Origin of the sequence: Brachybacterium sillae, from assembly GCF_025028335.1 — a bacterium.
In the GTDB taxonomy this organism is placed as follows: domain Bacteria; phylum Actinomycetota; class Actinomycetes; order Actinomycetales; family Dermabacteraceae; genus Brachybacterium; species Brachybacterium sillae.
This window is the reverse complement of the sequence record NZ_JAFEUW010000001.1, coordinates 1473621-1488658: the sequence shown is the minus strand read 5'-3', so window position 1 is coordinate 1488658 and position 15038 is coordinate 1473621. Positions and strand designations below refer to the sequence as shown.

The following is a 15038-nucleotide window of genomic DNA, read 5'->3' as shown; positions in this document are numbered from 1 at the left end:
CCCGCCTCACTGATCCACGTCGATCGGCATGAACCGGTAGAAACGGTCAGGGCCGACGTCGTCGATCACCTTGTGGCCGTCGGCCCGGATGTATCCGACGCGCTCGGCGTACTCGTCCCACTGGGAGGTCATCTCCGCCAGCAGCTGGGGGTGCTCCGCGGCCAGATCGTCCAGTTCCCGCGGATCGGCCTGCAGGTCGAACAACCGCCAGGTCTCCCCGTCGCCCCACGGCGGCATCGCCAGCACCGCCTTCCAACGGCCCCGCAGCACACTGCGGGATTCCTGCATCTCGAAGCACAGGGCATCATCCTCATCCCGCACCGGGGAGTCATCCCGGCCGGTGAGCAGCGGCGCGAGGCTGCGGCCCTCCAGGGCCGGGGGCTCCTCGCGGCACCAGGTGCCCGGACGCTCCACCCCGGTGAGGTCGAGGACCGTCGGGTACGGGTCGGTGACATGCAGCAGCTGGTCGGTGATGACCCCCCGCAGCCGCACCGGTCCGCCCGCCACGATCAGCGGGGTCTGGATGCCGCCCTCGAAGGTGGTGGCCTTGAAGTGCGACAGCGGGGAGTCCGACACCTCCGCCCAGGCGCCACCCATCGACACGAACGACCCGGGCCGGCCGCGATGCTCCAGGGAGTTGTCGAAGTCGCGGGCGATCTGCTCCTCGGAGTTCCCGGCGTCGTGCGAGGCCACACCGGAGTTCGCGCCGTTGTCGGACAGGAAGATGATCACGGTGTCGTCGAGACGGCCGGTGCGGTGGAGGGCCTCGAGCACCCGCCCGATCTGCTCGTCGACCAGCTCCACCATGCCGGTGTACAGCTCGAAGTCGCGGGTCTCCTCGGCGCGTTGCTGCGGGCTGAGCTCGTCTCAGGCGGGGAAGGCGCCGGTGCCGGGGTGCGCCTCGGTGTCGGCGGCCACCAGGCCCAGGTCCCGCATCCGGGCGATCCGGCGCTCGCGCACGGCGTCGTAGCCGTCGTCGTAGCGGCCGCGGTGTCGATCCAGCCAGTCCTCGGGCAGCTGCAGCGGGTCATGCGGGGCGGTGAAGGCCAGGTAACCGAAGAACGGGGCGTCGTCCTCGAAGCCCTCGATGTGGTCGATCATCCGATCCGCGTAGGCGATGGAGGAGTAGAAGTCCTCCGGCAGCTCATCGGTGACGTCGCGGTCATCATCCCGGTACGCGGTCTGCACGGCCTCGGTGGTGCTCAGCGGTTGGGCGTCGGCGAAGTGGCTGCCCCCGCCACCGAGGAACGCGAAGCTGCGCTCGAAACCGCGGGCGGCGGGCCGGGTCTCATCGGTGATGCCGATGTGCCACTTGCCCGCCATGAACGTGTGGTACCCGCCGGCGCTGAGGGTCTCGGCCAGGGTGGGGGCGAGGTGGTTCAGGTAGCCCTCGTATCCGCGCTGCATGTACTGGTTGCGGGAGTGGTGCGGCTGCATCACGCCCAGTCCCACCTGATGGTTGTCGCAGCCGGTCAGCAGCATCGCCCGGGTCGGTGCGCACAAGCTGGAGGTGTGGAAGCCCCGGAAACGGGCACCGCGGTCGGCGAGCTGCTGCAGCACCGGGGTCTCCAACTCCCCGCCGAAGGGGGAGATATCGGAGTACCCATGTCGTCCACGACGATGAGCAGGATGTCGGGTCGGGACCGGTCCGGCATGGTGATCTCCTCTGCGCTGGGACACCGGCCCACCAGATGGTAAGTCGTGTGCGCGCCAAGGGTACGGCCTGAGCATGAATGCGCGGGGACCGCGGGCCGGTCCGGGTCGGGGCGGCCCACCCCGCGGCCGGTCGACCCCCGCGCCCCGTGCGCCCCGGCGCTCCCGCACCCCGGCGCCCCGTGCGTGGAGGATTTCGTGGGGAATCGACGCCGGATTCCCCACGAAATCCTCCACGCACGGCTCGGGAGGTGCCCCTCCACGCACGGCTCGGGAGGGGCCGCGCCGGATCGGCTCAGGCGCAGCCGGGCCTGGGGTCCCTCCCTCAGTACGCGTACGCGGAGAAGGCGTCGCGCAGCTGCGCGGTGTCGGCGCCGCGGGACAGCAGCACCTGCAGCAGCAGCCGCGCCTTCTGCGCCGGCAGGGCGCCCGCCATGATCGCGCCGTTGGCCAGCAGATCGATCTCGCTGCCCGGATAGTCGTAGTGCCGGTCGGAGGTGCCGCCCTCCGCCACGCGAGTCGCCACCACCACCGGCACCCCGGCGTCGATCAGCGCGCGCAGCCGCGGCACCGCCGCCGCCGGCACGTGCCCCATGCCGACGCCCGCGATCACCAGGCCGTCGGCGGATGCGGCCGACAGATGATCGAGGATCTCACCGTCATCGCCCAGGCCCAGCGCCACCACCGGCACCCGCGGCAGCATCGCCGGGAGCAGCTCGGGCCGGGTGCAGGGGCGGTCCGTGGGCCGATACACCAGGTGCAGGTCCTCCTCGGCGACCAGGGCGACCGGGCCGGAGGGTTCCGAGTGGAAGGCGTCCACCGACCGGGAGCTGGTCTTCGTGACCCGGTCGGCCAGGTGCACCAGCCCGTCGAACACCGCGAGCACCCCGAGACCGCGGGCCGACGGTGCCAGAGCGGTGCGCACCGCGTCACGCAGATTCGCGGGGCCGTCGGCACCCGGAGCGTTCGCCGGACGCATCGCCCCCGTCACCACCAGCGGCTCCGGGCGCTCCCAGTGCCGGTTCAGCAGGAACGCCGATTCCTCCAGGGTGTCGGTGCCGTGGGTGAGCACCACCCCGGTGGCGCCGGCGTCGAGCGCCTCGTGGGCGAGTTCCAGTACCTGCCGCAGATGCGCCGGCCGCACCGACGGCGATCCGATGTTCGCCACCGGCCGGTGCGTCACCACCGCCTCGGCGATGGTGGTGGTGATCGGGGCGTCGCCGGCGCCGCCGGGAGTGGCCCGCAGCCCCGAGGCGTCCTGCGTCATGAAGATCGTGCCGCCCAGGGAGAGCAGCGCGACGCGACCGCGCGGGGCAGTGGGCTCAGGGGAGGGGGCGGCGGTCACGGGGAGTCCCTTCGATGGCGGTCAGGTGCCGGGCCGACGGGCCAGGCGCACGACGACCTCACTGTGGTGGGTGTGCGGGAACATGTCCACCCAGCGGGCGGCGGTGATCCGCAACGACGGCATCCGTGCCAGGTCGGTGGCGAGGGTGGCGGGGTTGCAGCTGGAGTAGACGACGTGCGGCACGGAGGAACCCTCCAGCCAGGTGGCCAGGCGCTCGCCGATCCCGCGCCGCGGCGGATTCACCACCACGGCGTCGGGCTGATCGGCGTCGGGCTGTGCCTCGGCCCAGGTGGTGGCGTCGGCGGTGAGGAACCGGGGCCGGGCGGCCGCCGGGTCGAGCGCGGCGGCGGCCTCCTGCGCCCCCTCGATGGCCTGAGCGCTGACCTCGACGCCGGTGATCTCGGCGTGCGGGAGGGCGCGGGCCAGGTGCAGCGCGAAACCCCCGAGACCGCAGTACAGGTCCCAGATCCGCGGGGCAGGTGCCGCAGGGGTCGGCGCGAAGGCGCTGGCCACCCAGGCGGCCGCCTGCCGGTACAGCTGCCCTGCCACGTGCGGGTTGGTCTGCAGGAACGCCTGCGGATGGGCCATGAGCACCACGTCGCCGGTGGGCACCGGCAGCCGCCCGGGCCCGTGCAGCGGGATCTCCGTGGGCCCCTCGACGGCGGTGGTGTGGTCCGGGTGGATGTTCGCGCTGACCTGCTGCACCGTCGGGCAGGTGGCGAGCAGCCGCGGCAGATGCTCGCGCAGACGCGGCAGCGCCTGCTCGCTGCGCAGCACGAACCGCAGGGCGTGATGCCCGTCGGGGGATGCGGTGACCAGCACGTTCTTGATCTCGCCGCGGCGTCGAGTGACGTCGTACGGGGGGATCTGGGCGCGGCGGATCAGCTCCCGGGCGGCGTGGAGCACCGGCTCGACGCCCTCCGGGTACAGGGGGCAGTCGCTGAGGTCGGCGGTGGCGGGCTGACCGGGCAGGCCCAGCACCGGGGCGGCGGCGGTGCCGGCCACCGCCATCTTCCCGCGGCTGCGGAACCCCGCCTCGGGGCCGATGATCGGCGGGAGCCACCGGAGGTCAGTCAGGTCGGGGCCGCGCGCCTCGGCCTCGGCCCAATACGGCGCGAGCAACCGCTGCACCCGCTCCTGGGCCCGCGCCACTTGCTCCTCGTGCGGGAGCGCCAGCAAGCTGCAGGAACGGCAGGTCCCGGCGTCGAAGTGGTGGCAGCGCACCCCGGGAGTCTATGGGGGCCGGTGCGTCTAGCAGGGCCCACCGGTGCGGGGCGTCGCATGGCGGGTGGTGCGGGCCGTCGCCGGGGCCGTCCACGGGTCCTCCGGCCAGGGGTGTTTCGGATAGCGGCCGCGCATTTCCCGCCGCACCTCCTGATACGGGCCGTTCCAGAACGACGACAGGTCGTCGGTGATCGCAAGCGGCCGCCGCGCCGGGGAGAGCAGATGCAGCAGCACCGGCACCCGGTCGTCGACCAGACGGGGTGTGGTCGCGAGCCCGAACAGTTCCTGCAGTTTCGCGGCGAGCACGGGCGGCTCGGGGGCGGAGGCTGCTTCGCCGCTGGGTGGGTCGGTGCGGGACGTTCGCGGCGTCTGCGGCACCGGTGGGTACTCCACCCGCGCACTGCCCCCGGAGGGCAAGGGCAGACGCTCCGGCACCAGGTCCTCCAGCCGGGAGGCCTCCGGCCAGGGCAGCAGTAGGCGCAGACCCCTGACGAGATCGAGCCCCGACAGGTCGGCCGAGCGCAGGGATGCCAGCTGCGGGGCGAGCCACAACTCGACGCTCTCCCGCAGCGCCTCGTCGTCCACCGCCGGCCACGGCGCCCCCAGTTCCCGGTGCAGCAGGGCGAGCCGCCGACGCAGCGTCGTCGCGGTCTCGGTCCACGGCAGCACCGCCACGCCCCGGTCGCGGACCTCGGTGAGCACGGCCTCGGCGATGTCACTCTGCCGGGCCGACACCGGGGTGGAGTTCAGCTCGATGGTCCCGAGGGCGCGCCGCTCCCGCACCCGCACGGCACCGCCGTCGAGCCGTGCCACCCGCCCCTCGGTGAGCAGCGGCTCCCCGGCGGCGAGGGCATCGGCCGGCGCGAGGGGCGCCGCCAGCCGGATCACCGCGCCGGTGCCGTCGGCCTGCCGACCCTGGGCGCGTTGCACCTCCCACACCGCGAGCCACGGCGCCCCGAGCAGGGGGCTGCCCTCCGGCAGGGCCGCGCGGGTGCCGGAGGCCAGCAGGTATGTGCGGGAGGTGGGAGAGACTCGGCGGGCGATCCGCTCGGGACGCGCCAGCGCCAGCACCACCCCGACCCGCTCCCCGGGCGTGGTGGCGCCGGTCAGCGGTGGGGGCGCCGTGCCCTCCGGCCCGGGTGCCGCCTGCTGACCGAGGCGCTCCAGGCGGTCGCGTTCGCGGCGCCATCGTTCGACCCCCGGCGCATCCCCGCGCCGCAGGGCTGCCAGCAGTCCCGGCAGGTCGCCGCCGTCCACGCGGTGGTCGTCGGAGATCGCGGCGACGACCTCCGCGGCGACACGGCCCGCCTCCGGGCCCGGCAGCCGCGCCGTGCCGTCGTGCAGCGCCCGCGCCTCCCGCACCCCGACCGGCCAGGTCGCGAGATCCCGGCCCGATGCGGTGGGACGCCCCGCTGCATCCACCAGATCGAGGGCGCGCAGCGTGGCCTCGGCGGCGCGGATCTCCGCGGAGGGGGGAGGGGTGAGCAGTGGCAGGTCCTCCCCGCGGGGTGCGCCCCAGCAGGCCAGCTGCAGCGCGGCGTCGGTGAGGTCGGCGGTGGTGATCTCCGGGGGCGACTGCGCGGGCATCGCCGCCGCCTCCGCCTCCGCGTAGGCGCGGATGGCGCGACCGGGCCCGAGGCGGGCGGCGCGGCCCGCCCGCTGATCGGCCTCCGCACGTGAGGCGCTCACGGTGACCAGGCCCGGCATGTCGCGGCCCCGGTCCCGGCGCACCTGCCGCGACAGCCCGGCGTCGACCACCAGGCGCACCCCGGGCACGGTCAGGGAGCTCTCCGCGACGGCGGTGGAGACGATGATCCGCGGTGGCGCCCCGGGCGGCCGGCCACCGGTGGCGCGATCCTGCTGCGCCGCGGGCAGGCGTCCATGCAGGGGCAGCACCTCACGCTGGGGTGCCAGGTCCCGCAGCAGCGCGACGGTGCGGTCCACCTCCCGCGCCCCGGGGACGAACACCAGGGCGTCGGCATCGACATCGCCGTCGTCGAGTGCGACCACCGTGGTGCGGGCCAGGTGCTCGAGGAACGTCTCGCTCACTCCGCGCTCGTCCAGGCGCGGACCGGAGGCCGGGGCGTGGTCGATCTGCAGCGGATGCAGGGCACCGGGGACGTCCACCACCTCGGCGCCACCCAGCACCTGCGCCACCGCCGCCGCGTCGAGCGTGGCGGACATGGCCACCACCGTGAGGTCCTCCCGCAGCATCCGTGCCTCGGCCAGCATCCCCAGCAGCAGGTCGGTCTCCAGGGAGCGTTCGTGCACTTCATCGAGCAGCACCGCGCCGATCCCCTCCAATGACGGGTCGACCAGCAGCCGCCGCAGCAGCACACCGGGGGTGAGCATCTCCACCCGGGTCTCGGGCCCGACGTGCCGCTCGCCGCGCACGGTGAAGCCGACGGGGCCGCCCAGCGCGGAGCCGTCCAGGGAGGCCAGTCGGCGGGCGGCGGCGCGCACCGCGATCCGTCGGGGCTGCGTGACCACCGTGAGGCCGCGGGTGCGGGAGGCGACGAGCGCCGGCAGGAGGGTCGTCTTCCCGCTGCCCGGTGGGGCGGTGACCACGGCGACACCGGTGTCGACGGCCCGTTCCAGCTGCGCGCGGGCCTCGGCCACCGGTAGGCCGGCCCCGATCGCGTCGAGGTCGAAGCGGTGCGCAGCGGGCATGCGGGGAGTCTACGGAGGCGGGGTGGGGGTGCTCGCGCCGAGACACCCCCCTTGACGCCCCACTCCCAAAAGGTTGAATATTCAAGCAATGATGCGCCGGGGAATCCGGCCGACCTGCCGCGCGGAGGCGGCACGAGAGCAATGGAACAGAGTGAGCACGCTGCAGAACCTGACCGTCCTCGGATCCGGGGTGCTGGGGTCGCAGATCATCATGCAGGCCGCCTACGCGGGCAAGGATGTGGTCGCGTACGACGTGACGCAGGAGTTCCTGGACGCGCTGCCGGAGCGGTATGAGTGGCTGCGTGGCCAGTACCGCCGTGACCTGGAGGACTTCTCCGAGGAGCGGTTCGAGGAGGCGATCCGCCGGATCCGCTCCACCACCGACCTCGCCGACGCCCTGCAGGACGCCGACGTGGTGGTCGAGGCGGTGCCGGAGAAGCTCGACCTGAAGAAGCAGGTCTGGGCGGAGGTCGGGGAGAAGGCCCCCGAGAAGACTCTCTTCGCGACGAACACCTCCTCGCTGCTGCCCAGTGACTTCATGGACGCGACCGGGCGCCCCGAGCGTTTCACCACCCTCCACTTCGCGAACCTGGTGTGGCTGCACAACACCGGTGAGGTCATGCGCACGCCGAAGACCTCCGACGAGACCTTCGAGCGCGTGATCTCCTTCGCCGCGGAGATCAACCTGATCCCGATCGCCCTGCACAAGGAGCAGCCCGGGTACGTCCTCAACTCGCTGGCCATCCCGTGGTTGGACGCGGCCCAGTCGCTGTTCGCCCGCGGCATCGCCGAACCGGAGGACATCGACACCGTGTGGCAGGTGGCCACCGGCATGGAGAACGGACCGTTCGCGGCGCTCGACATCATCGGTCTGGAGACCTCGTACAACATCACCTCGCAGTCGGAGCACCCCGACGTGCGGGCGTTCGCCGACCTCATCAAGCGCGACTACATCGATCAGGGCAAGACGGGTGTCGCAGCCGGGGAGGGCTTCTACCGCTACGACGCCGACGGCCGCCGCGTGGCCGCGTGAACCCCGGCCCGGGGGTGTGTCGATCGCTGGTGGCATGACCCCGTGACGGTGACCCTCGTGGGCCCGCACCCCCGTGCCAGAGGTGCCGGAGGCGTTCCCGCGGGAACGTTTCCGGTCGGGTTTCCTCCCCAGGGGCGGGGTGTCCCCATGGGAGACCCGGGCTCCGTGTCCCCCTCACCCGACGCGTCGCGCACCGTGATGTGCCGCCTCAGATCCAGACCATGGAACGGAGGCGGCACATCACGGGGAAGGGGTGCGGCGCATCTGGGGTGGCCGGTGACCCCACCCGGGGTGCCCTCCCGACAGGATGCAACCGGGACGCCCGCGTCCTACGCTTCTGGGGGAAACACGGATGCCCGGGAGGTGGAGGCTGTGAGCGAGCAGCGTGTCCGATTCCGCGACATCAAGCCGTACTCGATCGTCGATTCCCTCGATGAGCTCACCGGCCCGAGCGCCGGACAGATCACGCTGCCCGTCGACGTGCACTGGTCTGGGCCTCGGTCCACGTTCGACGTCCAGGACCGTGACGACCTTCAGCAGGCGTACCAGTCGATCCTCTCCAACGGCCGGCGCGAGCACCTGGTGGAGTTCCTCCACAAGGACCTGCTGCTCACGGTGTGGCCGGTTCTCGCCCTGGATCGGCGCGTGCTCGACCTGTGGTGCGATCGATTCCCCGAGATCGCCGCCATCCAGCGAGAGTTCTGATGGATCGCCAGCAGGATGCCGTCCGCCGTCGCGTCGCCAGGCTGATGCTGGAGGCTCTCGCCGGCACCGAGTATGTGCTCACCGGCGCGAGCGCCCTGGCGGAGCACGGCCTCATCCACCGTGAGACGAAGGATGTGGACCTGTTCACGGTGGGGGAGGAGGGGCAGCGCGTCCCTGATGTCATCCCACTCCTCCGGGCGCGCCTCGACGCGGAGGGGGGCACCCTCATCATCGGGCGGGAGTTCCCCGGCTTTGTCGATGGGCGGATCCAGCTCGACGGTTATGAGATCGGGTTCGACCTGGGCGCCGACTGGCGCGGGTACCCCCCGGTCCAGATGGACATCGGCCCCGTCCTCGACGTCCGAGACTCCATCGGGAGCAAGGTCGCCGCACTGTACTCCCGCAACGAATCGCGCGACTACATGGATGTCGCCGCGATCCTGCTCGACGGACGATGGAGCGCCGACCAGATCATGACCATGGGTGCTCACAATGATCCCGGTTTCGACCGCTCCGAGTTCGCCCGCATCCTCCACCCGGGTTCTGCCCGCTTCCCCTCCAGCCACCGCTTCCGGAGCTACGGTGTCACGTCGGCGCAGGAGGACGCCATGCGCGAGGCTCTCACCGTCCTGCGCGACGCCGCTCTGGGGGAGGGCCTCGACCAGGGTGATGCCGAGGAGCGCTGACCCTCTCGAGCGCGTGGCGGGCGGGCGTGCGTCCACCATCGCTCAGAATTCTGCCGCGTCGCACCGCGAGACGCGCACCACCCACCGCGAGAAAGGAGCTCCGATGGCCCAGACCTCCCGGCGCCCTGGGGGACCGGGCGCACAGCGTTCCCCCTCGCCTGCGTCGACGCCGCCTGCATCCACGCCGCCAGCGTCCACGTCGCCGACCCCGGCACAGCTGCGCGGACGCACCGACCCCGCGCGACGCGTGCGCCCGGTGGACTGGTCCGCCCGGCCCGCCTCCGTGACTCCCGACGCCACGCCACGGGAAGACCACCCCGGTGCCGCCCGTCCTGCACCGCGCCGGCGGGCCCGCACCGTACAGTTGCCGCGCCCCGAACCCGCGCCCCCGGAGGCGGCCGTCCACACCCTGCGGGAGAGCGACCCGCGCCCCGCGCTGCGGCCCTTGCGGGTGCGGGAGGAGCTGATCCGCATCGTCGGCGCCGACTGGGCGAGCGACCACCAGATCATCGAGACGGTCGCGGACCCGGAGGACGTGTGGACCGCCGACGCCGGCGTGAGTGACCACTTCCAGCGCGGGGGTCTCGTGGTGCAGGTGCGCCGGGCCGACAACGCGGTGATCGGTGTGTTCTCCCGCAGCTATGCCCTGTCGGTGCGGCCCGATGATGTGCAGCGCGGCGGAGGGGAGGACGCCCGGTCGGTGCGCGGCGGCATGGGCACGCGGCATCCGACGACGCGGCGGGAGCTGCTGGAGCGGTTGGCGGCGGCCGGCTTCGAGGTGCACGACGGCCGTACCCACGGGCGCATCACCCACCCGCTGCATCCGGGGCTGTTCGTGCCGCTCGCCTCGACCCCCGGCGACCAGCGGCGCTTCACCCGCAATGTGGTGACGCAGGTGCGGCGGGTGTTCGGCGTGGATCTGCGCTGAGGGCTCCAGGGCGGGAACGCCGAGACCGGCCGGGCAGGGGAGCACGGTGGCGGCGGGAACAGTGGCGACGGGACCGGATCGCCCCCGGACAGGAAAGTGCCCCGGCCGGTCCCCACCGGCCGGGGCCATCCCTTTCCCCCGCGTCGCCCGGATGTCGTGACTGGGGTCGCCCCCTCCTCAGTGGGCGAGCCCTCCGGCGACGCGTTGCGACTATCAGACCAGCCGTCCCGGGACGGGCGCTGTGCCGGTGCTTGGGGTTCGCTGGGAAACGCAGCGGCGACAATGAGGACATGAGCCCTTCCGCCTCGGGTCCTGCAGAAACGTCCGTCCACCTGGGCGTCGTCCTCGCCCCCGAGCTTCCGGTCGACGCTGTGGACGCCGACGCTCTCCGGGTGCGCCTGGACGCTGCCTTCCCCGGCCTGCGGTGGAGCGTGCACCTGCGACGCGAGGCCCTCGGTGATGCCGACGCCGACGCCCTCGACCTGCTGGAACTCGTGCGCGACCGGATGCTCGACGAGGACTGGGACGTCGTCGTCGGACTGCTCGACCGCCCCCTGGTGCAGGGGCACCACACCCGCACCGAGCAGGTCTCCCCGGTGCACGCCGCGGCGGTCGTCTCCCTCGACCATGCCGCCGAGCCCGCGGAAGAGGCGACCGCTCGCGTCGTCGGATGGATCCTCGGGCTGGACCCCGATGATGACGCGCCCTCGGCCACCGACCGTGCCGGAGCCGTGCGCTGGGCCCGGCAGCTCGCCGACGACGTCGAGGAACGGCGCGGAGAGTCCGGGGTCGCCTACGCCGCCCGGGTCGCCGGCTCCAACGCCCGGCTGATCCTCGGCGCGGTGCGGGCGAATCGGCCGTGGACTGTGGCGCTGACCCTCACGCGCTCGATGTCGACGGCCCTGGCGACCGGGGCGCTGACACTGATCACCACCGACCTGTGGCTGTTGGCGGCCGAGTACAACGGGGTGCAGATGGCCCTGCTGGGCATCGCCGCGGTGGGGGCGGTGACCGTGAGCCTGATGATCGGCGCGCACCTGTGGGAGCGCCCGCGTCGCTCGGGGGAACGCGAACAGGTGACCGTGTTCAACATCGCCACGCTGCTCACGGTGCTGCTGGGCGTGGTGACTCTGCACGTGCTGCTGATGATCGCGGCGCTCGCCGGTGCGGCGCTGCTGGTCGACGCGGATGTGTTCGCCGAGGTCACGGGGGAAGCGGCCACCTGGGTGGAGTACCTGAAGCTGGCGTGGTTCGTCGGCGGCCTCGCGACGATCGGCTCCGCACTCGGCGCCGGACTCGAGGATGACGACGACGTGCGCGACGCGGTGTTCACCCGCGGCAGCGGGCACTGACGGGTCGCGCTCAGCGGCCGTCGGAGCGACGGAACACCGCGGCGAGGATCGCCCCGGAGAGGTTGTGCCAGATGGAGAACACCACCGCCGGAAGAGCCGACTCGGGGGAGAGGTACTGCGCGGCGAGACCCGCGGCCAGCCCTGAGTTCTGCATCCCGACCTCGACGGAGACGGTCCGTGCGGAGCGCTCCGGCAGCCGGCTGAGTCGCGCCGCCCCGTACCCCAGCAGGTAGCCGAGGCCGTTGTGCAGCACGACGGCGAGAAGCACCATCGCCCCGGCCTGCAGCACCCGGTCGGCACTGTTGCCGACCACGGCGGCGACGACCAGGGCCACGAAGATCACCGAGATCCACGGCAGCACCGGCAGCACCCGGTCGACCAGGCGGCGCAGCAGCAGGCGCACCAGCAGACCGGCGAGCACCGGCACCAGCACGATCTTCACGATCGACAGGGCCATCGCAGCCCCGTCCACCGGCATGTAGCGGCCGGCGAGCCACAGCGTGAGCAGCGGCGTGAGCAGGGGCGCCAGCAGTGTCGAGATGGTGGTCATGGTCACCGACAGCGCGGTGTCGGCCCGCGCCAGGTAGGACACGACGTTCGAGGCGGTGCCACCGGGCGCCGAACCGACGAGGATCACGCCGGCCGCGAGCGCCGGAGGCAACCCCAGCGCGAGGGACACCGCGAGACCCAGCAGGGGCATGATCACGAACTGCGCGACCACGCCGAGGGCCACGGGCAGGGGCCGCTTCGCCACCAGGGCGAAGTCCGGCAGCGTGAGCGTCAGGCCCATCCCGAACATGATCACGCCCAGGAACACGTTCACCCAGGGGAGCATCGCCGCCGACGGTCCGGGGGCGAGGAACCCGACGGTTGCGGCAGCCAGCACGAGCAGGGGGAAGGCCGTCACCGCCAGCCGGGCAGAGCGGTCCTCCGCGGAGAGGGTCGGTGCCGGGGTCTCGGGGGAGGGATCCGGGGCCCCGTGACGTCGGGGTTCGGGGTGGGAGGAGGTCGACATGCAGGCACGGTACGCCGCCTGTTCAGCATACGGTCAGTCGTCTTGAGATATGGACGTTTCCGCGGGTGGGTGGACGGGGCGCGGGTGTGGAGGAAGCGTCGGGGGATGGGGGACATCGTCTGTCGGGCCCGGGTGACACACTCACCGACATGACAGCCCCGCCCGACGGCCCGACCGGCCCTCCGCTCGACCCGACACTCCAACTCGACTCCCTCCACCCCGACGCCCTGCACCAGGAGGCGCTGGGGGCCCTGCGCGCCCTGACCGGCCGCGCCGATGCGGTGTTCCATGACGGCCAGTTCGAGGCGATCTCCGCCCTGGTGGGTGAGGGCCGACGGGTGCTCGTGGTGCAGCGCACCGGCTGGGGCAAATCCGCGGTGTACTTCCTGTCGGCGCTGCTGCAGCGCCGCCGGGGCCGCGGCCCCGCCCTGATCGTCTCCCCGCTCATCGCTCTGATGCGCGACCAGGTCGCGGCCGCCGCGCGGGCCGGGGTGCGGGCGGTGGCGATCAGTTCCGCCAACGCCACCGAGTGGGAGGAGATCGAGCAGCGTCTGGCCGCCGCCGACGTCGACGCCCTGCTCGTCTCCCCGGAACGCCTGGTCAACCCGCGGTTCCGCAGCGAACACCTGCCCCGTCTGGTGGAACGCATGGGACTTCTGGTGATCGACGAGGCCCACTGCATCTCCGACTGGGGTCACGACTTCCGGCCTGACTACCGCCGCATCCGCGACCTCGTCGCCCAGCTCGACCCGCGGGTGCCGGTGCTCGCCACCACCGCCACCGCCAACGGCCGCGTGGTCGCCGACATCGAGGAGCAGATCGGCCGCCGCCGCGACGGCACCGCCGCCGACGTCCTCACGGTCCGCGGGCCCCTCACCCGGGACAGCCTCCGCCTGGGCTGCGTGCGACTGCCCGATGACCGCGACCGCCTCGCGTATCTCGCCCAGGTGATCGACTCCCTGCCCGGAAGCGGCATCGTGTACGCGCTCACGGTCTCCGCGGCCGAGGACCTCGCCACCCTCCTCGATGCGCCGCACCGGCCCGTGCGGGCCTACACCGGCCGCACCGACCCCGACACCCGCGCCGAGCTCGAGGAGGACCTGCGCCACAACCGGGTGAAGGCCCTGGCCGCCACCAGCGCCCTCGGCATGGGCTTCGACAAACCCGACCTCGGATTCGTGGTGCATCTCGGCGCACCCTCCAGCCCCGTCGCGTACTACCAGCAGGTGGGTCGCGCGGGCCGCGCCACCGACAGGGCCGATGTGCTGTTGCTGCCCGGCCAGGAGGATCCGCGGATCTGGGAGTACTTCGCCACCGCCTCCATGCCCGACCAGGACCGAGCCGACCGGGTGCTCGAGGCGCTCGCCGAGGCCGACGGCCCGCTGTCGGTGCCGGCCCTGGAGGCCCGGGTCGACATCCGCCGCACCCCGCTGGACCTGCTGCTGAAGGTCCTCGCGGTCGACGGTGCCGCCGAGGCGGTGCGCGGGGGCTGGCGCGCCACCGGTCAACCCTGGCAGTACGACGCGGAGCGGTACGGGCGCATCGCGGCGGCGCGCCGCGCCGAACAGCAGGCGATGCTCGACTACGAGTCCACCGACCGCTGCCGCATGGTGGTGCTCGCCGAGCAGCTCGACGACGACACCGCCCGTCCCTGCGGCCGCTGCGACGTCTGCGCTGGGCCCTGGTATCCCGACCCGGCTGAGGCCGCCGCGGGCGGGGAGGCGCGCGCCCGGGTCGAGAAGGTCCTCGATCGTGCCGGGGTGCCGGTCGAACCGCGGGCCCAGTGGCCCAGTGGCGCCGAGCGCCTCCGCATCCGTGACGCCACCGGCCAGGCCCTCACCGGGCGCATCCCCACCGAGCATCGCGCCGAGACGGGCCGTGTCCTCGCCCGCACGAGCGACCTCGGATGGGCCGCCCGGCTGCGGGACCTGCTCGCGGTGGACGCGCAGGGGGAACCGATCGACACCGAGGTCCCCGCCGACATCGGGCAGGCGGTGGTGCGGGTCCTCGCCGGCTGGGACTGGCAGGAGCGGCCCGCCGGGGTGATCGCCGTGCCGAGCATGTCCCGGCCCCGCCTGGTGGGATCGCTCGCGCAGGGCCTCGCCACCGTCGGGCGCCTGCCGCTGCTGCCGCCCCTGCAGCTCACCGAGCAGGCGCTGCAGGCGGGGCGGCCCCGCAGCTCCGGCAACAGTGCCTTCCGCCTCGCCGCCGTCGCGTCCCGCCTGAGCGTCGGGGAGGACCTCGCCGCCGCGCTCGCCGACCTCGACGGCGCCCCGGTGCTGCTCGTGGACGACGTCATCGACTCCCGCTGGACTCTCACCGTCGCAGCGCACCTGCTGCGTCGCGCCGGATCCGGGCCGGTGCTGCCGCTGGCTCTCGCACAGGTCGGGTGAGCATCCGCGGGTGGACGGGTGAACGGCCGCGGGT

General features: G+C 73.1%; 10 protein-coding genes and 1 pseudogene. 6 read left to right on the top strand and 5 right to left on the bottom strand.

Annotation, left to right across the window (positions count from 1 at the left end):
• Nucleotides 1-6 precede the first annotated feature (6 nt).
• The 4 genes and pseudogenes from JSY14_RS06810 to hrpB all read right to left on the bottom strand — a co-directional run bounded on the left by JSY14_RS06810 (nucleotide 7) and on the right by hrpB (nucleotide 6892).
• Nucleotides 7-1731: pseudogene (locus tag JSY14_RS06810) on the bottom strand (arylsulfatase).
• Nucleotides 1732-1978: 247 nt separating this feature from the next.
• Nucleotides 1979-2998, bottom strand: a complete 1020-nt coding sequence (locus JSY14_RS06805; RefSeq protein ID WP_259558018.1) for an asparaginase — start codon at nucleotides 2996-2998, stop codon at nucleotides 1979-1981.
• Between the two features lie 21 nt (nucleotides 2999-3019).
• Nucleotides 3020-4222, bottom strand: coding sequence for a methyltransferase domain-containing protein (locus JSY14_RS06800; protein WP_259558017.1), 1203 nt, complete (start codon nucleotides 4220-4222; stop codon nucleotides 3020-3022).
• Between the two features lie 27 nt (nucleotides 4223-4249).
• The gene (gene hrpB, locus JSY14_RS06795) at nucleotides 4250-6892 is read right to left on the bottom strand and encodes an ATP-dependent helicase HrpB (protein ID WP_259558016.1); all 2643 of its coding nucleotides are present in this window, start codon (nucleotides 6890-6892) and stop codon (nucleotides 4250-4252) included.
• 151 nt (nucleotides 6893-7043) lie between these two features.
• Between hrpB and JSY14_RS06790 the strand changes: the two genes are divergently transcribed.
• The 5 genes from JSY14_RS06790 to JSY14_RS06770 all read left to right on the top strand — a co-directional run bounded on the left by JSY14_RS06790 (nucleotide 7044) and on the right by JSY14_RS06770 (nucleotide 11596).
• Nucleotides 7044-7925, top strand: coding sequence for a 3-hydroxyacyl-CoA dehydrogenase (locus JSY14_RS06790; RefSeq protein ID WP_259558015.1), 882 nt, complete (start codon nucleotides 7044-7046; stop codon nucleotides 7923-7925).
• 372 nt (nucleotides 7926-8297) lie between these two features.
• On the top strand, nucleotides 8298-8630 hold the full coding sequence (locus JSY14_RS06785) for a transcriptional regulator (RefSeq protein WP_259558014.1): 333 nt from the start codon (nucleotides 8298-8300) through the stop codon (nucleotides 8628-8630).
• Nucleotides 8630-9316, top strand: a complete 687-nt coding sequence (locus tag JSY14_RS06780; RefSeq protein WP_259558013.1) for a nucleotidyl transferase AbiEii/AbiGii toxin family protein — start codon at nucleotides 8630-8632, stop codon at nucleotides 9314-9316. The genes JSY14_RS06785 and JSY14_RS06780 overlap by 1 nt, the downstream gene beginning before the upstream one ends.
• 364 nt (nucleotides 9317-9680) lie before the next feature.
• Entirely contained in the window at nucleotides 9681-10244 is a 564-nt protein-coding gene (locus tag JSY14_RS06775) for a hypothetical protein (protein WP_259558012.1), read from the top strand.
• A 290-nt stretch (nucleotides 10245-10534) separates the two neighbouring features.
• Nucleotides 10535-11596, top strand: a complete 1062-nt coding sequence (locus JSY14_RS06770) for a hypothetical protein (RefSeq protein ID WP_259558011.1) — start codon at nucleotides 10535-10537, stop codon at nucleotides 11594-11596.
• 10 nt (nucleotides 11597-11606) lie between these two features.
• Here JSY14_RS06770 and JSY14_RS06765 read toward each other — a convergent pair whose 3' ends face one another.
• Nucleotides 11607-12611, bottom strand: coding sequence for a bile acid:sodium symporter family protein (locus JSY14_RS06765; protein ID WP_259558010.1), 1005 nt, complete (start codon nucleotides 12609-12611; stop codon nucleotides 11607-11609).
• Between the two features lie 149 nt (nucleotides 12612-12760).
• Here JSY14_RS06765 and JSY14_RS06760 point away from each other — a divergent pair, with 149 nt between their 5' ends.
• The gene (locus tag JSY14_RS06760) at nucleotides 12761-15004 is read left to right on the top strand and encodes a RecQ family ATP-dependent DNA helicase (protein ID WP_259558009.1); all 2244 of its coding nucleotides are present in this window, start codon (nucleotides 12761-12763) and stop codon (nucleotides 15002-15004) included.
• Nucleotides 15005-15038: the final 34 nt, after the last annotated feature.